The organism is Streptomyces sp. PL-25, from assembly GCF_058344915.1.
Window position 1 is genome coordinate 4,198,426 of sequence record NZ_CP136997.1, and the last position, 16,717, is coordinate 4,215,142.

At 71.3% G+C, this 16,717-nt stretch carries 19 protein-coding genes; 9 read left to right on the plus strand and 10 right to left on the minus strand.

Annotated features, from left to right (window positions below):
• Positions 1 to 22: 22 nt before the first annotated feature.
• Positions 23 to 2,419, minus strand: a complete 2,397-nt coding sequence (locus R4Z62_RS19020; protein WP_491520411.1) for a cation-translocating P-type ATPase — start codon at positions 2,417 to 2,419, stop codon at positions 23 to 25.
• A 222-nt stretch (positions 2,420 to 2,641) separates the two neighbouring features.
• Positions 2,642 to 2,929, minus strand: coding sequence for a DUF2530 domain-containing protein (locus tag R4Z62_RS19025; protein WP_491520412.1), 288 nt, complete (start codon positions 2,927 to 2,929; stop codon positions 2,642 to 2,644).
• 287 nt (positions 2,930 to 3,216) lie between these two features.
• Between R4Z62_RS19025 and R4Z62_RS19030 the strand changes: the two genes are divergently transcribed.
• Entirely contained in the window at positions 3,217 to 4,665 is a 1,449-nt protein-coding gene (locus R4Z62_RS19030) for an NCS2 family permease (RefSeq protein WP_064533762.1), read from the plus strand.
• A 50-nt stretch (positions 4,666 to 4,715) separates the two neighbouring features.
• Here the strand turns inward: R4Z62_RS19030 and R4Z62_RS19035 are convergent, their stop codons facing one another.
• Positions 4,716 to 4,898, minus strand: coding sequence for a ribbon-helix-helix protein, CopG family (locus tag R4Z62_RS19035; RefSeq protein ID WP_064537497.1), 183 nt, complete (start codon positions 4,896 to 4,898; stop codon positions 4,716 to 4,718).
• Positions 4,899 to 5,055: 157 nt separating this feature from the next.
• On the opposite strand from R4Z62_RS19035, the gene R4Z62_RS19040 reads away from it, so the two are divergent.
• Together R4Z62_RS19040 and R4Z62_RS19045 are read left to right on the plus strand one after the other, a co-directional pair.
• Positions 5,056 to 5,493 carry a MarR family winged helix-turn-helix transcriptional regulator gene (locus R4Z62_RS19040; RefSeq protein WP_064533761.1) on the plus strand — a complete coding sequence of 146 codons (438 nt, stop codon included), beginning with the start codon at positions 5,056 to 5,058 and terminating at the stop codon, positions 5,491 to 5,493.
• 34 nt (positions 5,494 to 5,527) lie between these two features.
• Positions 5,528 to 6,871: an MFS transporter gene (locus R4Z62_RS19045; protein WP_491520413.1), complete on the plus strand. Its 1,344-nt coding sequence runs from the start codon at positions 5,528 to 5,530 to the stop codon at positions 6,869 to 6,871.
• 15 nt (positions 6,872 to 6,886) lie between these two features.
• On the opposite strand, the gene R4Z62_RS19050 is transcribed toward R4Z62_RS19045, so the two are convergent.
• On the minus strand, positions 6,887 to 7,447 hold the full coding sequence (locus R4Z62_RS19050) for a Uma2 family endonuclease (protein WP_491520414.1): 561 nt from the start codon (positions 7,445 to 7,447) through the stop codon (positions 6,887 to 6,889).
• A 113-nt stretch (positions 7,448 to 7,560) separates the two neighbouring features.
• On the opposite strand from R4Z62_RS19050, the gene thpR reads away from it, so the two are divergent.
• The gene (thpR, locus tag R4Z62_RS19055; RefSeq protein WP_491520415.1) at positions 7,561 to 8,145 is read left to right on the plus strand and encodes an RNA 2',3'-cyclic phosphodiesterase; all 585 of its coding nucleotides are present in this window, start codon (positions 7,561 to 7,563) and stop codon (positions 8,143 to 8,145) included.
• Positions 8,146 to 8,332: 187 nt separating this feature from the next.
• Here the strand turns inward: thpR and R4Z62_RS19060 are convergent, their stop codons facing one another.
• Genes R4Z62_RS19060 through R4Z62_RS19070 form a run of 3 tightly spaced genes read right to left on the minus strand, consistent with a single transcriptional unit; the run spans position 8,333 to position 10,686 of the window.
• Positions 8,333 to 9,322 (minus strand): aldo/keto reductase, encoded by a 990-nt coding sequence (locus R4Z62_RS19060; protein WP_491520416.1) that lies wholly within the window; start codon positions 9,320 to 9,322, stop codon positions 8,333 to 8,335.
• Positions 9,323 to 9,372: 50 nt separating this feature from the next.
• On the minus strand, positions 9,373 to 9,939 hold the full coding sequence (locus tag R4Z62_RS19065) for a Uma2 family endonuclease (protein ID WP_491520417.1): 567 nt from the start codon (positions 9,937 to 9,939) through the stop codon (positions 9,373 to 9,375).
• 57 nt (positions 9,940 to 9,996) lie between these two features.
• The gene (locus R4Z62_RS19070; RefSeq protein ID WP_491520418.1) at positions 9,997 to 10,686 is read right to left on the minus strand and encodes a GDSL-type esterase/lipase family protein; all 690 of its coding nucleotides are present in this window, start codon (positions 10,684 to 10,686) and stop codon (positions 9,997 to 9,999) included.
• 151 nt (positions 10,687 to 10,837) lie between these two features.
• On the opposite strand from R4Z62_RS19070, the gene R4Z62_RS19075 reads away from it, so the two are divergent.
• The 3 genes from R4Z62_RS19075 (at position 10,838) to R4Z62_RS19085 (ending at position 13,706) form a co-directional block, all read left to right on the plus strand.
• Complete coding sequence (locus R4Z62_RS19075) at positions 10,838 to 11,830, plus strand: TolB-like translocation protein (protein ID WP_064533754.1); 993 nt, start codon at positions 10,838 to 10,840, stop codon at positions 11,828 to 11,830.
• Positions 11,831 to 11,929: 99 nt separating this feature from the next.
• The gene (locus R4Z62_RS19080) at positions 11,930 to 13,288 is read left to right on the plus strand and encodes a M48 family metallopeptidase (RefSeq protein ID WP_491520419.1); all 1,359 of its coding nucleotides are present in this window, start codon (positions 11,930 to 11,932) and stop codon (positions 13,286 to 13,288) included.
• Between the two features lie 55 nt (positions 13,289 to 13,343).
• Positions 13,344 to 13,706, plus strand: coding sequence for a hypothetical protein (locus tag R4Z62_RS19085; protein ID WP_064533752.1), 363 nt, complete (start codon positions 13,344 to 13,346; stop codon positions 13,704 to 13,706).
• Here R4Z62_RS19085 and R4Z62_RS19090 read toward each other — a convergent pair.
• Complete coding sequence (locus R4Z62_RS19090) at positions 13,642 to 14,166, minus strand: hypothetical protein (protein ID WP_491520420.1); 525 nt, start codon at positions 14,164 to 14,166, stop codon at positions 13,642 to 13,644. The genes R4Z62_RS19085 and R4Z62_RS19090 overlap by 65 nt on opposite strands.
• Before the next feature lie 5 nt (positions 14,167 to 14,171).
• Positions 14,172 to 14,399 (minus strand): DUF397 domain-containing protein, encoded by a 228-nt coding sequence (locus R4Z62_RS19095; protein WP_381737370.1) that lies wholly within the window; start codon positions 14,397 to 14,399, stop codon positions 14,172 to 14,174.
• A 194-nt stretch (positions 14,400 to 14,593) separates the two neighbouring features.
• On the opposite strand from R4Z62_RS19095, the gene R4Z62_RS19100 reads away from it, so the two are divergent.
• Positions 14,594 to 15,361: a DUF6879 family protein gene (locus R4Z62_RS19100; protein ID WP_382843997.1), complete on the plus strand. Its 768-nt coding sequence runs from the start codon at positions 14,594 to 14,596 to the stop codon at positions 15,359 to 15,361.
• Positions 15,362 to 15,378: 17 nt separating this feature from the next.
• Positions 15,379 to 16,227, plus strand: coding sequence for a helix-turn-helix domain-containing protein (locus R4Z62_RS19105; RefSeq protein ID WP_491520421.1), 849 nt, complete (start codon positions 15,379 to 15,381; stop codon positions 16,225 to 16,227).
• Here R4Z62_RS19105 and R4Z62_RS19110 read toward each other — a convergent pair.
• The gene (locus tag R4Z62_RS19110) at positions 16,217 to 16,633 is read right to left on the minus strand and encodes an ATP-binding protein (RefSeq protein WP_389463090.1); all 417 of its coding nucleotides are present in this window, start codon (positions 16,631 to 16,633) and stop codon (positions 16,217 to 16,219) included. The two genes, R4Z62_RS19105 and R4Z62_RS19110, sit on opposite strands and share 11 nt — an antisense overlap.
• Positions 16,634 to 16,717: the final 84 nt, after the last annotated feature.

Genomic DNA, 16,717 nt, shown 5'->3' on the forward strand with positions numbered 1-16,717 from the left:
GCCCGCCCCTGACGGCACGTGGCTAGACCGGAAAGCGCCGCCCCACCCACTTCCACAGGAACTCCAGCACGGCCGACGCCGCCACGGCGATGCCCACCGCCGTCCAGGGCATCGCCGTCCCCACCAGCTTCAGCGCGAAGAACTGCTGGAGCGCGGGCACGGCCAGGACGACGAGGAAGGCCGCCCCCATCGCGGCCACCAGCAGCACCCGCCACCAGGTGTAGGGGCGGGCGATGATCGCCAGCACCCACATGGAGATCAGGAAGAGGGTGAGGGTGGCCGCGCTGGTCTCCGCGTCCAGGGCCTGCGGGCCGGTGTAGTGGTGGCGGGCGAGCAGATACGTCACGAAGGTCGCGACGGCGGCGACCACCCCGCCCGGCACCGCGTACCGCATGACCCGGCGGACGAAGTGCGGCCGGGCCCGCTCGGTGTTCGGGGCGAGGGCGAGGAAGAAGGCGGGGACGCCGATGGTGAGCGTGGACAGCAGGGTCAGGTGCCGGGGCAGGAACGGGTACTCCACCTGCGAGCACACCACCAGCACGGCGAGCAGCACCGAGTAGACCGTCTTGACCAGGAACAGCGTCGCGACCCGGGTGATGTTCCCGATGACCCGCCGCCCCTCGGCGACCACGGACGGCAGCACCGAGAAGCTGTTGTTCAGCAGGACGATCTGGGCGACCGCGCGGGTGGCCTCCGAACCGGAGCCCATGGAGACGCCGATGTCGGCGTCCTTGAGCGCGAGGACGTCGTTGACGCCGTCGCCGGTCATCGCGACGGTGTGCCCGCGCGACTGGAGGGCGCCCACCATGTCCCGCTTCTGCTGCGGGGTGACCCGGCCGAACACGGTCGCCTCGTCCAGCTCCCGGGCCAGGTCGTCGCGTTCGGCGGGCAGCCGGCGCGCGTCGACGGCGGCGCCGGTGAGCCCGACCTTGGCGGCCACCGCGCCCACCGACACCGCGTTGTCACCGGAGATGACCTTGGCGTGGACGTCCTGGTCGGCGAAGTAGCGCAGGGTGTCGGCGGCGTCCGGGCGCAGCCGCTGCTCCAGCACGACGAGCGCGGCCGGGGTGACGTCCGAGGCCACCGCCGGATCGTCCAGCTCGCGCCCGGCGCGGGCCAGCAGCAGCACCCGCAGGCCCTGCTCGTTGAGGCGGACGGTCTCGGCGAGCGCGGGCGAGTCCTCGGGCAGCAGCACGTCCGGGGCGCCCAGCAGCCACGTACTGGACTCGCCGTCGCTCTCGCTGAAGCTGGCGCCGCTGTACTTGCGGGCGGAGGAGAAGGGCAGCGACTCCACGCAGCGCCACTCCTCGGTGTCCGGGCAGGCGTCGATGATCGCCTGGAGGGAGGCGTTGGGACGCGGGTCGGACTCGCCGAGCGCGCCGAGCACCTGGCGGACGTACGGCTCGGGCCGGCCGTCGAGCGTGCGCAGCTCGGTGACGTCCATGCCGCCCTCGGTGAGGGTGCCGGTCTTGTCCAGGCAGACGGTGTCGACGCGGGCCAGGCCCTCGATGGCGGGCAGCTCCTGCACCAGGCACTGCTTGCGGCCCAGCCGGATGACGCCGATGGCGAAGGCCACCGAGGTGAGCAGGACCAGCCCCTCCGGGACCATCGGGACGATCCCGCCGATGGTGCGGGCGACCGAGTCCTTGAGGTCGTCGTCCTTCGCCACGAGCTGGCTGACGACCAGGCCGAGCGCGGTGGGCACCATCATCCAGGTGACGTACTTGAGGATGGTGGAGATGCCCGTGCGCAGCTCGGAGTGGACGAGGGTGAAGCGGGACGCCTCCTCGGCGAGCTGGGCGGCGTAGGCCTTGTGCCCGACCTTGACCGCCCGGAACGCGCCGCCACCGGCGACCACGAAGCTGCCGGACATGACCTGGTCGCCGGGGTGTTTGACGACCGGGTCGGCCTCGCCGGTGAGCAGCGACTCGTCGATCTCCAGACCGTCGGCCTCCACACAGGTGCCGTCCACGACGATCTTGTCCCCGGGGCCGATCTCCAGCACGTCGTCGAGGACGATCTCCGAGGTGGCGATCTCGGTGGCGGCGCCGTCGCGCCGGACGGTGGGCCGGGACTCGCCGATCACGGCGAGCGAGTCCAGCGTCTTCTTGGCCCGCCACTCCTGGATGATCCCGATGCCGGTGTTGGCGATGATCACGAAGCCGAAGAGGCTGTCCTGGATCGGCGCGACGAACAGCGTGACCAGCCAGAGCACGCCGATGATCGCGTTGAAGCGAGTGAAGACGTTCGCCCGGACGATCTCGGCGAGGGAACGGCTGCTGCGCACCGGCACGTCGTTGACCTCGCCGCGGGCCAGGCGCTCGGCCACCTCGGCATGGGTCAGTCCGGGCGCTCGCGCCGGCGGGACGGGCAGGGGATGTACGGGGTCGAGCTCCGCGCCCGCGTCGGTATGGCTCATGCTTTCGACGGTACGTGGCGATGTGCGGCTTCACTCGTCGAGCGGGGGCAAGATCCGACCAGGGGATGACGCGTGTCCTGCGAGGGTCGTAGCCGGTGGGGGCCCTGCCCGGGGGAACTGGTGCCCCGCACCCATGCCCGGCCGGACCGCCGCCGCTCCGGGGCCGTGCCCCCGCCGACGCCACTCCGCCCTGACCGCTTCGCCCTGGCCGCTCCGGGGCCGTTACTCCGCCGCGGCCGGGCGGCCCGCCGGGGCCGCGTCCTGCCGCCGGGCCGCGCGCTTGATCGCCGCGTCGCGCTTGCGCACGTACCAGATGCCGATCAGGCCGAGGCCGCCGCCGGCCAGGCAGGTCCACAGCCACCAGGTGCGGCCGTGGTCGTCGAACCAGCCGTAGAAGGGGAGCTGGACCAGGAAGAGGACGAACCACACGATCGTGCCGCCGGTGATGGTGGCGACCACGGGGCCCTCCAGGGGCTCCGGCGCCTCGTGCTTGGGGGTCCACTTCGCCATGGGCCCAGCTTACGGCCCGGTGCGCGGCGGGCAGAAGGAGAGTCGGGCGCGGCCCGGCGCAGGGTCAGGGGTGGGGCCGGCACCGGGTCTACGCGCGGAGATGGCCTTTTCGGGCTTCATATGTTCATACTGAAACAGTCTGAGTCTGGCCACTTCTTGTCGTAGAAAAGCACCAACGGGGCAGTCCGGGGGGAACCTGCCGGTGACGGAAGTGGCGGACTCGTTCACGTTTGGTCCCCGTCCCGGCCCGGTACTCACGTACTTCCCGCACCCCTGAGGTCATCCGCATGTCCACCTCGGCCACCGCCAAGGTCCCCGCCCCCCAGAAGCCGGGAACACCCGCCTTCGGCGCCCTCGACCGCTACTTCAAGGTCTCCGAGCGGGGCAGCTCCCTGCCCCGCGAGATCCGCGGCGGCTTCGCCACCTTCTTCGCGATGGCCTACATCATCGTGCTGAACCCGATCATCCTGGGCAGCGCGAAGGACATGTACGGGCACCAGCTCGACAACGGCCAGCTGGTCACCGCCACCGCCCTGACCGCGGCCTTCACCACGCTCCTCATGGGCGTCATCGGCAACGTCCCGATCGCGCTGGCCGCCGGCCTCGGCGTCAACACGGTCGTCGCGCTCCAGCTCGCCCCGCGCATGTCCTGGCCGGACGCGATGGGCATGGTCGTCCTCGCCGGCTTCGTGGTGATGCTGCTGGTCGCCACCGGGCTGCGCGAGCGCGTGATGAACGCGGTGCCGCTCGGGCTGCGCAAGGGCATCTCCATCGGCATCGGCCTGTTCATCATGCTGATCGGCCTGGTGGACTCCGGGTTCGTCTCCCGTATGCCGGACGCCGCCCACACCACCGTCCCGCTCCAGCTCGGCGCCGACGGCCACCTCAACGGCTGGCCGGTCCTGGTCTTCGTGCTGGGCGCGCTGCTCACCCTCGCGCTGATCGTGCGCAAGGTGCCCGGCGCGATCCTCATCTCGATCGTCGCCATGACCGTCCTCGCGGTCGTGATCAACGCCGTCGCGCACGTGCCGTCCTGGGGCCTGACCACGCCCAAGTGGCCGGGCAACCCCGTCTCCACCCCGGACTTCGGGCTGCTCGGCAAGGTCAGCCTGTTCGGCGGCTTCGACAAGGTCGGCCTGCTGACCGGCATCCTGTTCGTCTTCACCGTGCTGCTGTCCTGCTTCTTCGACGCCATGGGCACGATCATGGGCATCAGCGACGAGGCCAAGCTGACGGACGCGCAGGGCCAGATGCCCGGCATGAACAAGGTGCTCTTCGTCGACGGCATCGCCGTCGCCGCCGGCGGTGCCAGCTCCGCCTCGGCCACCACCTGCTTCGTGGAGTCCACGGCCGGTGTCGGCGAGGGCGCGCGGACCGGCTTCGCCAACGTCGTCACCGGCCTGCTCTTCGCCGTCGCGCTCTTCCTCACCCCGATCGCCACCATGGTCCCGTCCCAGGCGGCCACCCCGGCGCTGCTCGCGGTCGGCTTCCTGATCCTGTCCGGCTCGATCCGAGAGATCGACTGGGCCGACCACACGATCGCGATCCCGGCCTTCGTGACGATGCTGATGATGCCGTTCACCTACTCGATCACCAACGGCATCGGGATGGGCTTCATCACCTTCGTCGCGCTGCGCCTGGCCGCGGGCCGCTCCCGCGAGGTGCCGGTGGCGATGTACGTGGTCGCGGCGGTCTTCGCCTTCTACTACCTGATGCCGGCCCTGGGACTCACCTGAGCCCGGTAGCCCCGATGGGCGGGGCGGGGGCGGGACGGCGGCCGGGGCGCTCAGGTGACCCCGTAGAACCGGTCCGTCTCCTCGACGGCGGACCGGAACCGTTCGTCGAAATCGTTGCGGATGAGCGTCTGGACGACATAGTCCTGGACGCTCATTCCTCTTTTCGCGGCATGGGACCGGAGCCGGTCGAGCAGCTCGCGGTCCACGCGCAGGCTGAGCACGCTGGTCCCCATGGAGACGAGGGTCGCGGCACCGTTCCGCAGGAGGTGTCGTGTTCCCCGTCCGTATCACCCATATGAGTGATGTGAGCGGACGGGAGTGGCCGGAGTCACGGTTTGTGTGCGCGTCCGCGGTGGTCTTTAGCGAGAGTAATGAGTTACGCTAAAGAACATGCCGGACCTTACCCATGGCGACGACGCAGCCGCCGTGAACTCCCTGCGCTCCGCCGTGATGCGGTTGTCCCGTCGGCTCAAGCACCAGCGGGTCGACGAGTCGCTCAGCCCCACCGAGATGTCGGTGCTGGGCACCCTGTCCAACTGCGGCAGCGCCACCCCGGGCGAACTGGCCCGCAAGGAGCATGTGCAGCCGCCGTCGATGACCCGCATCGTCGCGCTGCTGGAGGCCAAGGGCCTGGTCCGCCTGGAGCCGCACCCCGAGGACCGGCGCCAGAAAGTCGTCACCCGCACCGAGCAGGCCGAGACCATGCTTGAGGAGAGCCGCCGCAAGCGGAACGCCTTCCTGGCCCGCCTGGTCGACGGGCTCGACGAGGACGAGTGGGCGAAGCTGCGCGAGGCCGCCCCCGTGCTGGAGAAACTCGCACATCTGTAACGCACGTCAGCAGCCGCAAGGAGGCGAACCCACTTTGAGTACGGGATCCGGAGCAGCTTCCGCCCCCGCACCGACGGCCCACGACTCGCCCCGCAGGTCCTCGATGTTCAGTTCGCTGAAGGTCAGGAACTACCGGCTGTTCTTCCTGGGCCAGGTCGTCTCCAACACCGGCACCTGGATGCAGCGCATCGCCCAGGACTGGCTGGTCCTCAGCCTCACCGGCTCCTCCGCCGCCGTGGGCATCACCACGGCCCTCCAGTTCCTGCCGATGCTCCTGTTCGGCCTCTACGGCGGCGTCCTCGTCGACCGGCTGCCCAAGCGGCCGGCCCTGCTCGTCACCCAGTCCGCGATGGCCCTCACCGGCCTGGCGCTCGCCGCGCTCACGCTCAGCGGCCACGTCCAGGTCTGGCACGTCTACCTCGCCGCGTTCGCGGTCGGCATGGCCACGGTCGTGGACAACCCGGCCCGCCAGTCCTTCGTGTCCGAGATGGTCGGCCCCGAGCAGCTCCAGAACGCGGTCAGCCTGAACTCGGCGAACTTCCAGTCCGCCCGGCTGGTCGGACCCGCCGTCGCGGGCCTCATGATCACCGGGGTCGGCACCGGCTGGGCCTTCCTCGCCAACGGCCTCTCCTTCGTCGCGCCCATCGGCGGCCTGCTGCTGATGCGCGCCCGTGAGCTGCACGCCGTCCAGCGCACCCCGCGCGGCAAGGGCCAGCTCCGCGAGGGCCTGCGCTATGTCGCGGGCCGCCCCGACCTGGTCTGGCCGATCGTGCTGGTCGGTTTCATCGGCACCTTCGGCTTCAACTTCCCGGTGTGGCTGTCGGCCTACGCCGACGACGTCTTCCACGCCGGAGCCGGCGCCTACAGCCTCTTCAACACCGTCATGGCGGTCGGCTCCCTGGTCGGCGCCCTGCTCGCCGCCCGGCGCGGCACCGCCCGGCTGCGGGTGCTGGTCGGCGCCGCCGCGCTCTTCGGCGTGCTGGAGATCGTCGCCGCGCTGGCCCCGTCGTACTGGCTGTTCGCGCTGCTGATGGCGCCCATCGGCGTCTTCGGCCTGACGGTCAACGTCACCGCCAACACGGCCGTCCAGATGTCCACCGACCCGGCCATGCGCGGCCGGGTGATGGCCCTGTTCATGATGGTCTTCGTGGGCGGCACCCCGCTGGGCGCGCCCCTGGTCGGCTGGGTCACCGACGCCTACGGCGCCCGGGTCGGCTTCGCCCTCGGCGGTCTCATCTCGCTCACCGCGGCCGTCACCATCGGCCTGGTCCTCACCCGCCTCGGCGGCCTGCGCCTCACGGTCGGCTGGCACCGCGGCCACCCCAGGGTCGGCCTCGTCCCGCGCGAACGCCGGGAGGAACTGGCGGCTGCGGCGTGAACGAGTTCCCCCGGGTCAGTCCCGGGGGAACTCGTCGGTCCTGAGGACGAGACCGACGGGGGTGCCGGTCAGGTCGATGTCGTCGCCGAAGCCGAGGCTGAGTCCGCCCCGGTACCCGCCGTCCTCCGGCAGGGTGTGCAGGTGCCACACGCCGGTGTACGGGTCCACGATCAGATACACCGGCACTCCGGCGGCGGCGTAGGCGTCCTTCTTCGGCCCGTAGTCGTTCCTGGCGGTGTCCTTGGAGATCACCTCGGTGACGATGTCGACGCCCTCGGGCCGCCAGTGGCCCTTCTCGTCCTGCTGGGCGCGCTCCCCCAGGGCCACGACGTCGGACGCGAAGCCGTTGAGACACCCGGGGTAGTCCATGCGGACATCGGACACCACGCGCTCGCGGGGGTACCTGGCGCGCAACTGCTCGTAGACGGCGGCGGTGATCTCCCAGTGTGTTGTCCGCTGCGCCGTCACGTGGATGCGCCCACCGACGATCTCGGTCTTGAAGCCCTCGGGGACACGCATGCGTTCCAGTCGCTCGAACAGGGTGTCGAGGGTGAGTCCGCGGCTCTGGTCGGCCATCTCGATCGATCCTGTCTGCGTGGTACGGCCCCGGCGCCGCTTCTCCGGCTCCCGCCGGGCCGCTTGCCGCCGAGCGGTACAACGACACGCACCGTAGCGGGGACACTGAACCCATGAGACTCTTCGCCGCCGTCCTGCCCCCGCCGGACGTCCTGGACGTCCTGGCGGACGAGGTGGCGGCGCTGCGCGCGCTGCCCGGCGCGGACCGGCTGCGCTGGACCGGGCGGGCCGGGTGGCACCTCACGCTCGCCTTCTACGGCGAGGTCGCCGAGGAGACCGTGCCCGAGCTGGAGACCCGCCTCGCGAAGGCCGCGCACCGCACCCGCCCCTTCCCCCTCGCCCTGCGCGGCGGCGGCCGGTTCGGGCACGGGAAGGCGCTGTGGACCGGCGCGGAGGGCGATCTGCCGGCGCTGCGGCTGCTGGCAGGACGCGCCCAGGCGGCCGGCCGCAGGGCGGGCGCGCCGGGTACGGCGGCGGACGGGCACCGCCCCTACCGGCCCCATCTGACCCTGGCCCGCGGCCGCCCGCCCCTGGCGGACGTCCGTCCGCACGCCGCCGCCCTGGCCGGCTTCACCGGCCGCACCTGGACGGTCGACGAGATCGTCCTCGTACGCAGCCTGCTGCCCGCCTCCGGGGTGCCCGGCGCACAGCCCCGCTACGACGCGGTCGCCCGCTGGCCGCTGGGCGGCGCCGGTTAGGCTCGCATGCGTGGACCCGAAAACCCGGAACCGGATCATGGCCGGTGCGCTTGTGCTGATGTTGATCGTCGTCGCCATAGCGGCAGCGGTCGGCCGGTGACCGCGGGCGCGGCGGCGACGGCCACCGCGCCCGCGCCCGTTCAGATGCCCCCGGCCCGCCAGACCCGCCAGACCCGACCGGCCCGCCTCACCAGGCGAAGGCCTCCGGCGACGGCCCCGGCCCCGGGAAGATCGCGTCCAGCTCGGTCAGCAGCTCCTCGCTCAGCTCCAGCTCGACGGCGCGCAGTGCGGACGCGAGCTGCCCGGCGGTGCGCGGACCGACGATCGGACCGGTCACCCCCGGCCGGGTGAGCAGCCAGGCGAGCGCGGTCTCGCCCGGTTCGAGGCCGTGCTTGTCGAGCAGGTCCTCGTACGCCTGGACCTTGCCGCGCAGCTCCGGATCGGCGAGGGAGTCGACGGTGCGCCCGCCGGAGCGGCGGCCGCCCTCCGCCTGCTTCTTGAGCACCCCGCCCAGCAGCCCGCCGTGCAGCGGCGACCAGGGGATGACCCCGAGCCCGTAGTCCCGGGCGGCCGGGATGACCTCCATCTCGGCGCGCCGCTCGACCAGGTTGTACAGGCACTGCTCGCTGACCAGGCCGTACGAGCCGAGCCGGGCCGCGGTCTCGTTCGCCTGGGCGATCTTGTACCCGGGGAAGTTGGAGGACCCGACGTAGAGGATCTTGCCCTGGCGCACCAGGACGTCGACGGCCTGCCAGATCTCCTCGAAGGGGGTGGCGCGGTCGATGTGGTGGAACTGGTACAGATCGATGTGGTCGGTGCCCAGCCTCTTGAGGGAGGCGTCGACGGCCCGCCGGATGTTCAGCGCGGAGAGCTTGTCGTGGTTGGGCCAGGGCTCGCCGTCGGTGCCCATGTTGCCGTAGACCTTGGTGGCGAGGACGACCTTGTCCCGGCGGTCGCCGCCCCGGGCGAACCAGCTGCCGATGATCGACTCGGTACGGCCCTTGTTCTCGCCCCAGCCGTACACATTGGCGGTGTCGAAGAAGTTGATCCCGGCGCCCACCGCCGCGTCCATGATCGCGTGGCTGTCCGCCTCGTCGGTCTGCGGACCGAAGTTCATCGTGCCGAGGACCAGCCTGCTGACCTTGAGTCCGGTGCGTCCGAGCTGTGTGTACTTCATGACTCTCCAGCCAACGACTTGGAGTGCGCTCCAGGCAAGAGCGAGTCGCCTCAGTCGCGCGGGGTGTCGCGGGGGAACTCGTCGGTCGGCACGAGGAGGCCCACCGACGTGCCGGTCAGGTCGACATCGGTGCCGAAGTCGACCACGGTCCTGCTGCCGTAGTCGCCGTCCTCGGGGTCGGTGTGCACGAAGCAGCGCCCCTGGTAGGGGTCGGCGATGACGTAGACGGGGACCTCGGCCTCCGCGTAGGCGAACTTCTTGGGGCCGTAGTCGTTCGGTGCCGTGCCCTCGGAGATGACCTCGGCGACGAAGACGACGTCCTGGTGGCGCCAGTGGCCCTTGGCGTCCTTCTTCGCGCCCTCACGGAGCAGGGCGACGTCCGGACAGAAGCCGTTCTGGTGGCCGGGGAAGTCGATGCGGACGTCGGAGAACATGATGGCCCCCCTGCCGAACCTGTTCTCGACAGCCCTGAGGAACCGCAGGGTGATCTGCCAGTGGGTGTCCCGCTGCGGGGTGACGAAGACGTTGCCCCGGACGATCTCGACCCTGAATCCTTCGGGGACGGGCATACGCTCAAGACGCTCGAACCACGCGTCCAACTGCTCGGTGTCGGCCATCGCGCGGTACAACCCCACGCACAGCGCCGGAGAGACGCCGGTATTCGGCCATTCCGGTCAGTCTGTTCCTGTCGCGTACGGCTGTCCGATGCCCCAGCCCTGGTGCATCGCGTCCGCGAACGCCCGCGCGATGACGTGTTCGCCGCCGGGGTTGGGATGCGTGCCGTCGTAGGTGTCGCGGTCGATGTCGTGGCCCTCCGGCCAGGTGGCGAGCAGCAGCGGGGAGCGCGGTTCGTCGAGGTCGGCGGCGGCCTTGGCGAGGAGTTCGTTGAACAGGGCGACCTGGGCGGCGAAGGGCGCGTCGTCGCGGGCGCGGATGTTCGGGGCGACCGGGAGCAGCACCGCCCGGACGCGCGGGTTGGCGGCGCGCGCCCCGGCGACGAAGGCGCGCACGTTCTCCGCCGTCTGCCCGGCGTCGGTGTAGAAGCCCAGGTCGATCAGGCCGAGGGAGACGAGCAGCACGTCCGCCCGGCAGGCGCGCACCGCCTCGCCGATCACCGGCGCCATGTGCGTCCAGCCCTCGCCCCACCCGGCCAGGTGGGCGCGCGGGAAAGCGGGGTCGGGGTCGGCGTACGCGTACGACACGGCCGCGTCGGCCGCCTTGTCGTACAGCGCCTCGCGCGGGCCGACCAGGGTGAACGGGCCGTCGTACGTGGCGCGCAGATGCCGCCACAGCCGGTAGCGCCAGGTGTGCTCCCCCGCGCTCCCGATCGTCATGGAGTCACCGACGGGCATGAACCTGAGCATCCGCTCATGATGGACGATCGGCGCGGCGCGCGGCGGCCCGGGGTGTTCCTGGGGTGCTCCGAGGGGGCTCCGGGGCTGCTCCACGGGTGTCCCGGGGGCGTCCGGACGGCCGGTCCGCCTGAACACCCGCGGGTGATGGCAGGCTTGGGGCATGCGCCGACCGTCCGCCCTGCTTGCCGGGGCCCTGCTCTTGGGCGCGTTCGCCGTGCCCGCCGCCGCCTCGCCCGTCCTCGCCGCCGACGGGGACGGCGGGTTCACCATCACGGACCCGAGGATCAAGGAGTCCAGCGGCCTCGCCGCCTCGCATCTGCACCCCGGGATCTACTGGACCCACAACGACAGCGACGACGGTCCGTACCTCTACGCCGTGGACAGCCGCACCGGGAAGACCGTCGCCAAGGTCACCCTCGCGGGCATCGGCCGCCCCCGCGACGTCGAGGCGATCTCCATAGGCCCCGGCAACGAGATCTACGTCGGCGACATCGGCGACAACCTCGACGGCACCTGGCCCCATGTGTGGATCTACCGGCTGCCCGAGCCGAAGGAGCTGAAGGACCAGACGGTCCGGGCCACGCAGTACGTCGTGAAGTACTCCGACGGCGCCCGCAACGCCGAGTCGCTGATCGTGCACCCGAAGACGGGACGCGTCTACATCATCGACAAGAAGGAGGACGGCGGCCACCTCTTCGAGGGCCCGGCCCACCTGTCCGCCTCCGGGACCAACGTCTTCAAGCCGATCGCCCCCGTCGACCTGTGGGCCACCGACGCCGCGTTCTCCCCCGACGGCACCCGGCTCGCCGTGCGCGGCTACTTCGGCGGCATCTACTACGACTGGAACGGCGGGAAGATCAAACGCCTCGGCTCCCTCGACATGCCCCTGCAACGGCAGGGCGAGTCGGTCACCTACAGCGCCGACGGCACCAAGCTCCTCTACGGCAGCGAGGGCGCCGAGAGCCCCGTGAAGGCGGAGGACGCGCCCGGGGGAGGGGCGGACGGCTCCGGGTCGGCCAAGGACGGGAAGTCCGGCGCCTCGGACGCGGCGGGCAGCGGCACCACGGGCAAGCTCACCAAGGGTGCCGTCGCGGTGCTCGCCGTCGCCCTCGCGGTGTTCGGGCTGGGGCGGCTGTTCCGGCGGCGCTCCTGAAATTCCGCTGTACCGGCGTGGATCGGCGTGATCAGATCTCCCTGCCATATGGGGGCGGCCCTTGGGGAGGGGCCGCGAGGAGGGGAGAGCAGCACCGTCATGTCCACCGCTGTGGGGGGAACGACCCGGCCGTGCCCGGAATGCGGGGCACGGGTCCCGGTCGACGACCGCTTCACCGTCTGGTGCGCCGCCTGCGACTGGAACGTCGATCCGGGGGAGCACCAGGAGAAGCAGGAGAAGCAGGAGAAGGCGAAAGAGGCGGAGCGGCGGGGGAGACGGACGCGGCCTACAGGTCTGGGCCGGCTGGAGGAGGCCCGGCGCGCGCTCGCCCTGCGCCACGGCGAGCGGCTGCACGCCGAGGTGACCCGGGACGGCGCCGACCTGCGTGCCCGGCGGGACGGCGCCTCGGTCCTCGCGTACGTGATCGCCCTCGCCGTGCACGGCGTCACCGCGGCGCTGCTGGCCGGCGGGGTCGCGTGCCTGGTGTGGGGCTGGGGGAGCGGCCTGATGCTGCTGGGGGCCGTGCTGCTGGCGATGGCCGTGGCGCTGCGCCCGCGCCTGTCCCCGCCCCTCGGCGACGGCACCGTACTGCGCCGCGCCGACGCGCCGGAGCTGTACGCGCTCGTCGACGAGGTCGCCGAAGCCGTCGGCACCCGCGGTGTGGACACGATCAGCGTCGGCAAGGAGATCAACGCCGGTGTCATGTCCCGCGGCCTGCGCGGACGCCGTGCCCTGGACCTGGGCCTGCCGCTGTGGGAGGTGCTCACCCCGCAGCAGCGGGTCGCGCTCCTGGGCCATGAGCTGGGCCACTACGGCAACGGCGACACCCGGCACGGCAGGGTGGTGGGCAGCGCGCTGCGCTCACTGGCCACCTGGCGCTACTACTTCCTCCCGACCGCGCGGCCGTCCCTCGTCGAGATGATCGTCAACGCCGTCTACGCGGTACCCCTGCTGCTCGTGCAGGGCACGCTGACCCTGCTCGACCACCTCACCCTGCGGGCGACGCAGCGCGCCGAGTACCTGGCCGACCGGGAGGCCGCCCGCGCCGCCTCCACCGAGGCCGCCGTGGGTCTGATGGACCGGATGCTGGTGCTGGACTCCATCGACGTGTTCCTGCGCCGCGAGTCCAACAGCGCGGCGCTGGCCGGGACGCGTTCGGCCCGCGGGAACGCGGCGGGCGCGCGGGACGGGGACGGCCTCTGGACGCGGCTGGCCGCGCACATGGCGTCCGTACCCGAGCACGAGTACGAGCGTCAGCGGCGCGTGGGCGCCCGGCGCGGTCACAGCGTCGACTCCACCCACCCGCCGACCCACCTCAGGCGGGCCTGCCTCCTGGCCGGCCCGCCCGCCGCGGCCGCCGTGGTCCTCGGCGAGGCCCGGCAGCAGCGTATCGACGCCGAACTCGCCACGGCACGCGCCCGGGTGGCCCGCGGTATCGTCCGGGACGGCGTCGCCTGAGCACCGGCCGGGCGGCGCGACGCCGCGCCGCACGCGAGCGGAGGAGACCGCGGACATGAGGACACGCACCCTGAGGTTCGGCCTCTACGCCGACGAGCAGGGCCTGGCCTGGGTCACCGGCCTCGTCCAGGAGGCCGCGCGGGCCCGCGGGGCCCGGCTCCTGGGCCAGGAGGTGCGCCGCGAACTGCCGGGCAGCGGGACCGGCCTGACGACCGCCGAGATGTACGACTTCCTCGCGGAACAGTGGTTCTACGAGCACCCGGGCCGCCCGGCCGGCACCCGCGAACCCGTCGAACTCCACGTCCGCCTGGCCTGCTCCCTGCGCACCTGGCGGTCGATCCGCAAACAGGTCCTCACCTCCCTGTGCCCGGAGGGCGATGCTCCGCATGCCTGCCGGGTTCCGTGGTTCGCGGCGTGAGCGGACACGGCAGGCGGGGGCGCAGCCGGTTCGGCGAGCAGGTCACCACGGCGAGGGAGAGGTACGAGGGCCGCTCCAGATAGAACCCGAGGGCCACGTCACCGCCCGCCCTCAGCCGCTCGGCCGCGGCGCTGACGAGGGCGGCCAGGCGGCCCGGTTCGCGAGCCGCCCCGCTCGCGAACCGAGCCGCGTACGCGCCCAGTTGCCCACCGAGCCAGTCCACCGCCCCTTCCGGCTCCTGCCACGTCCCCCGCACCGCCGTGCGCGGCTTGACCAGCCAGTACGCCGTCTCCAGCGGCGGCAGCTCCGAGGCCGGGAACGCGGCAGCAATCTCCCGGTACCGCTGGACCAGCTCCGGCCGGCTGCCGGGCGGCGGCGGCTCCGGGTGCGGCGGGCGCCGCAGCGCGTCCTGGTCGAAACGCTCCTTCGGACCGGACCACAGATAGCCGTGGTGGTGCACCGGGCTCAGAGAGGCAGCCCGAACCGGGTCGGATCGATCCCGGCCGCGCTCAGCTCCTCCGAGGTGAACCGCAGCGGCTCGGCATCCGGCCGCTTGCTGTCCCCGAGGGCCCAGGCGTCCGCCCCGATCCGGGCGAGCGTCACACACCCCTCGGTGCAGGGGCCTCCGCAGGCCCTGACGAAGGAGGCGTCGGTGAGGTCGAGGGCGTAGAGGTCGTCGTCTGCGTTGAGCATGGGTTCTGTCCTTCCCGTGTCGCCATGTGGCGGCCTGACTTCTCTGCGTGACGAAGCTAGGCGGGAAGGGCTCGACTCGGGCGCGAATATTCTCCGTTATTCTCGCGCGGTGACTCTGGATGCATGGACATTCACGCAGAGGCACGGCCATGCTGAGCGCGCCAACATCGTCGAGGCTTGAGGAGTGGGGCCGGATGGCGCGCAGGTTACGGTTCAACGGGACGGGGAGCGGCTACAACGGATGTCCCTCGGTGCATGAGGACCTGGACAGTGGAGAGGTCATCGTGCACGGCCCTCCGCTCGCCGACCCGGGGGACATCGCACAGCTCCAGCACCTTTCCGAGGGGGAGGTCGCCGTAGTGGTGCCGCGCGACCTGCTGGTGGACTGGACGCCGAAGGAGCGGACGCGGCAGGTGCGGACCATCGATCTGGAGGAGTTCGGCAGTCTGTTCCACAAGTTCGAGTACACCGCCTGGCGACTCGAGACGCGCCGGCGGTACGCGAGCGACGAGGACGGTGAGCGCTGGAAGCGCTTCATCGAGACCGGAAGCCTCGATGAGAAGGACGTGGATGTCCCGGAGGCCAAGCGGTGGCGCGACACGGTCCGTGCACAGGTCGCGCTGGGGAAGAGGATCGAGCGGGTGCGTATCGTGGACCGGCCCGCGACCACCGGTCAGCGCTACCTCTTCGAGGGCGCCAAGTGGAACATGAGCCTGGGGGAGGACATCCGGAACATGTGGCGGGCCGACGCCGATCGGCTCCGGCTCCCGGCCGAGGACTTCTGGCTGTTCGACAGCCGCCTCATCGCCCTCCTCCGGTTCGATGACGACGATCAGCTCACGCACGTGGACCTGATCACCGAACCCGCAGAGGTGGTGCGTTGCTCCAGGGTGCGGGATGCTGCTTGGCATCACGCCGTGACGCGGGAGCAGTTCGCCGTGGAGATGCAGAACGACGCGTAGGCAAGAGTGGGTAGCCGGTGAGCACGGATTTTCAGAGGGCCCGACAGGAGCTGGGCAGCAGACTCAGAGAGCTGCGCGTCGAATGCCCTGCCGGCCGGCTCACCGGCACCGAACTCGCCCAGCGGCTCGGCTGGACGCAGTCGAAGGTCAGCAAGCTGGAGAACGGACGCCAGACGCCCACGGACGACGATCTCCAGGCTTGGGCCGAGGCGACGGGTCGACCTGAGGCCTTTGGTGAACTCCGTGCTCGTCTCAAGGGGTTCGAGAGTCAGATCCGCTCCTGGCGACGCCAGCTCGCGGCAGGCCATCGCCCGGTCCAGGAATCCTGGAACACGGTCGTCTCCAACTCCACGACGGTGCACGAGTGGGAGAACAGCCTCGTGCCTGGACTGCTCCAGACCCCTGACTACGCCCGGGGCGTCTTCGCGCGACATTCGCGACTCCAGCACTCCCCTCCGGACGTGGAGGACGCTGTACGTGCTCGCATGAAACGGCAGGAGTGGCTGTACAGGCCGGGCAAGCGGTTGAACCTGCTGCTGTGGGAGGGTGCGTTGTGGGCCCGGCTGAGCCCACCGGATGTCATGACAGCGCAACTCGACCGGCTCACCGGTGCGGTGGGATTGGACACGGTCCGTCTGGGGATCGTTCCCCTGGCCGCCGAGCTGCGCCTCAACCCGGCGAACGCGTTCTGCATCCTGGACAACCGCATGGTCGCGGTGGAGGACTGGCACGCCGAACTCTGGCTAGACGATGCCGAAACGATCGCTCTCTACCGCCGGGTCTGGGACACACTCGCCGAGTCGGCCGTCTACGGCCCCGAAGCCCAGCAGGTGATCGCCCGCGTCCGCCGGAGCATCAAGCCCTGACGCCGGCCTGCCGAGCCTCGGCGAGCGTGAACTGGGCCCACACGCATTTCGTGTACGGCTCCTGTCGGCACCCCCACGCGTCGGCCAGCGCCGTCACGAGGGCCAGACCGCGCCCGCCCTCCTCGTCCGGGGCGGCGTCGTGGAGCCTGGGCAGTCTGTCCCGGTCGGGATCGGAGACCTCCAGCAGCAGGTCCGGCCCGTCCAGGGTGAGGGTGACCCTGACCTGGGCGTAGGTGACCCGGCAGTGGAGCACGGCGTTGGTGACGAGCTCGCTCGTCAATAAGGCGACGGAGTCGGCGAGTTCGCCGGTGATGCCCCAGTCCGCGAGCGCCTTGGCGGTGCGTTGGCGTGCGGCGGGGACGTGCCTTCGGTGCTTGGGGATGCGGAAGGTTTCCGTGGAGGGCATGCCCCGGAAGCTAGGGGCGAATCTGGGTTGCCTGCAATAGGCTTCAGTGAATGCATTCACTTGTCCACTCGATCGAGTGATGGA

What these genes read in the sequence shown, in the direction of transcription:
- R4Z62_RS19030 (WP_064533762.1), top strand. Translation starts at nt 3,217, where the DNA reads ATGTCCACCTCGGCCACCGCCAAGGTCCCCGCCCCCCAGAAGCCGGGA.
- R4Z62_RS19085 (WP_064533752.1), top strand. Translation starts at nt 13,344, where the DNA reads ATGAGGACACGCACCCTGAGGTTCGGCCTCTACGCCGACGAGCAGGGC.
- R4Z62_RS19080 (WP_491520419.1), top strand. Translation starts at nt 11,930, where the DNA reads ATGTCCACCGCTGTGGGGGGAACGACCCGGCCGTGCCCGGAATGCGGG.
- R4Z62_RS19095 (WP_381737370.1), bottom strand. Translation starts at nt 14,399, where the DNA reads ATGCTCAACGCAGACGACGACCTCTACGCCCTCGACCTCACCGACGCC.
- thpR (WP_491520415.1), top strand. Translation starts at nt 7,561, where the DNA reads ATGAGACTCTTCGCCGCCGTCCTGCCCCCGCCGGACGTCCTGGACGTC.
- R4Z62_RS19025 (WP_491520412.1), bottom strand. Translation starts at nt 2,929, where the DNA reads ATGGCGAAGTGGACCCCCAAGCACGAGGCGCCGGAGCCCCTGGAGGGC.
- R4Z62_RS19020 (WP_491520411.1), bottom strand. Translation starts at nt 2,419, where the DNA reads ATGAGCCATACCGACGCGGGCGCGGAGCTCGACCCCGTACATCCCCTG.
- R4Z62_RS19040 (WP_064533761.1), top strand. Translation starts at nt 5,056, where the DNA reads ATGCCGGACCTTACCCATGGCGACGACGCAGCCGCCGTGAACTCCCTG.
- R4Z62_RS19035 (WP_064537497.1), bottom strand. Translation starts at nt 4,898, where the DNA reads ATGGGGACCAGCGTGCTCAGCCTGCGCGTGGACCGCGAGCTGCTCGAC.
- R4Z62_RS19100 (WP_382843997.1), top strand. Translation starts at nt 14,594, where the DNA reads ATGGCGCGCAGGTTACGGTTCAACGGGACGGGGAGCGGCTACAACGGA.
- R4Z62_RS19070 (WP_491520418.1), bottom strand. Translation starts at nt 10,686, where the DNA reads ATGCTCAGGTTCATGCCCGTCGGTGACTCCATGACGATCGGGAGCGCG.
- R4Z62_RS19050 (WP_491520414.1), bottom strand. Translation starts at nt 7,447, where the DNA reads ATGGCCGACCAGAGCCGCGGACTCACCCTCGACACCCTGTTCGAGCGA.
- R4Z62_RS19065 (WP_491520417.1), bottom strand. Translation starts at nt 9,939, where the DNA reads ATGGCCGACACCGAGCAGTTGGACGCGTGGTTCGAGCGTCTTGAGCGT.
- R4Z62_RS19110 (WP_389463090.1), bottom strand. Translation starts at nt 16,633, where the DNA reads ATGCCCTCCACGGAAACCTTCCGCATCCCCAAGCACCGAAGGCACGTC.
- R4Z62_RS19075 (WP_064533754.1), top strand. Translation starts at nt 10,838, where the DNA reads ATGCGCCGACCGTCCGCCCTGCTTGCCGGGGCCCTGCTCTTGGGCGCG.
- R4Z62_RS19060 (WP_491520416.1), bottom strand. Translation starts at nt 9,322, where the DNA reads ATGAAGTACACACAGCTCGGACGCACCGGACTCAAGGTCAGCAGGCTG.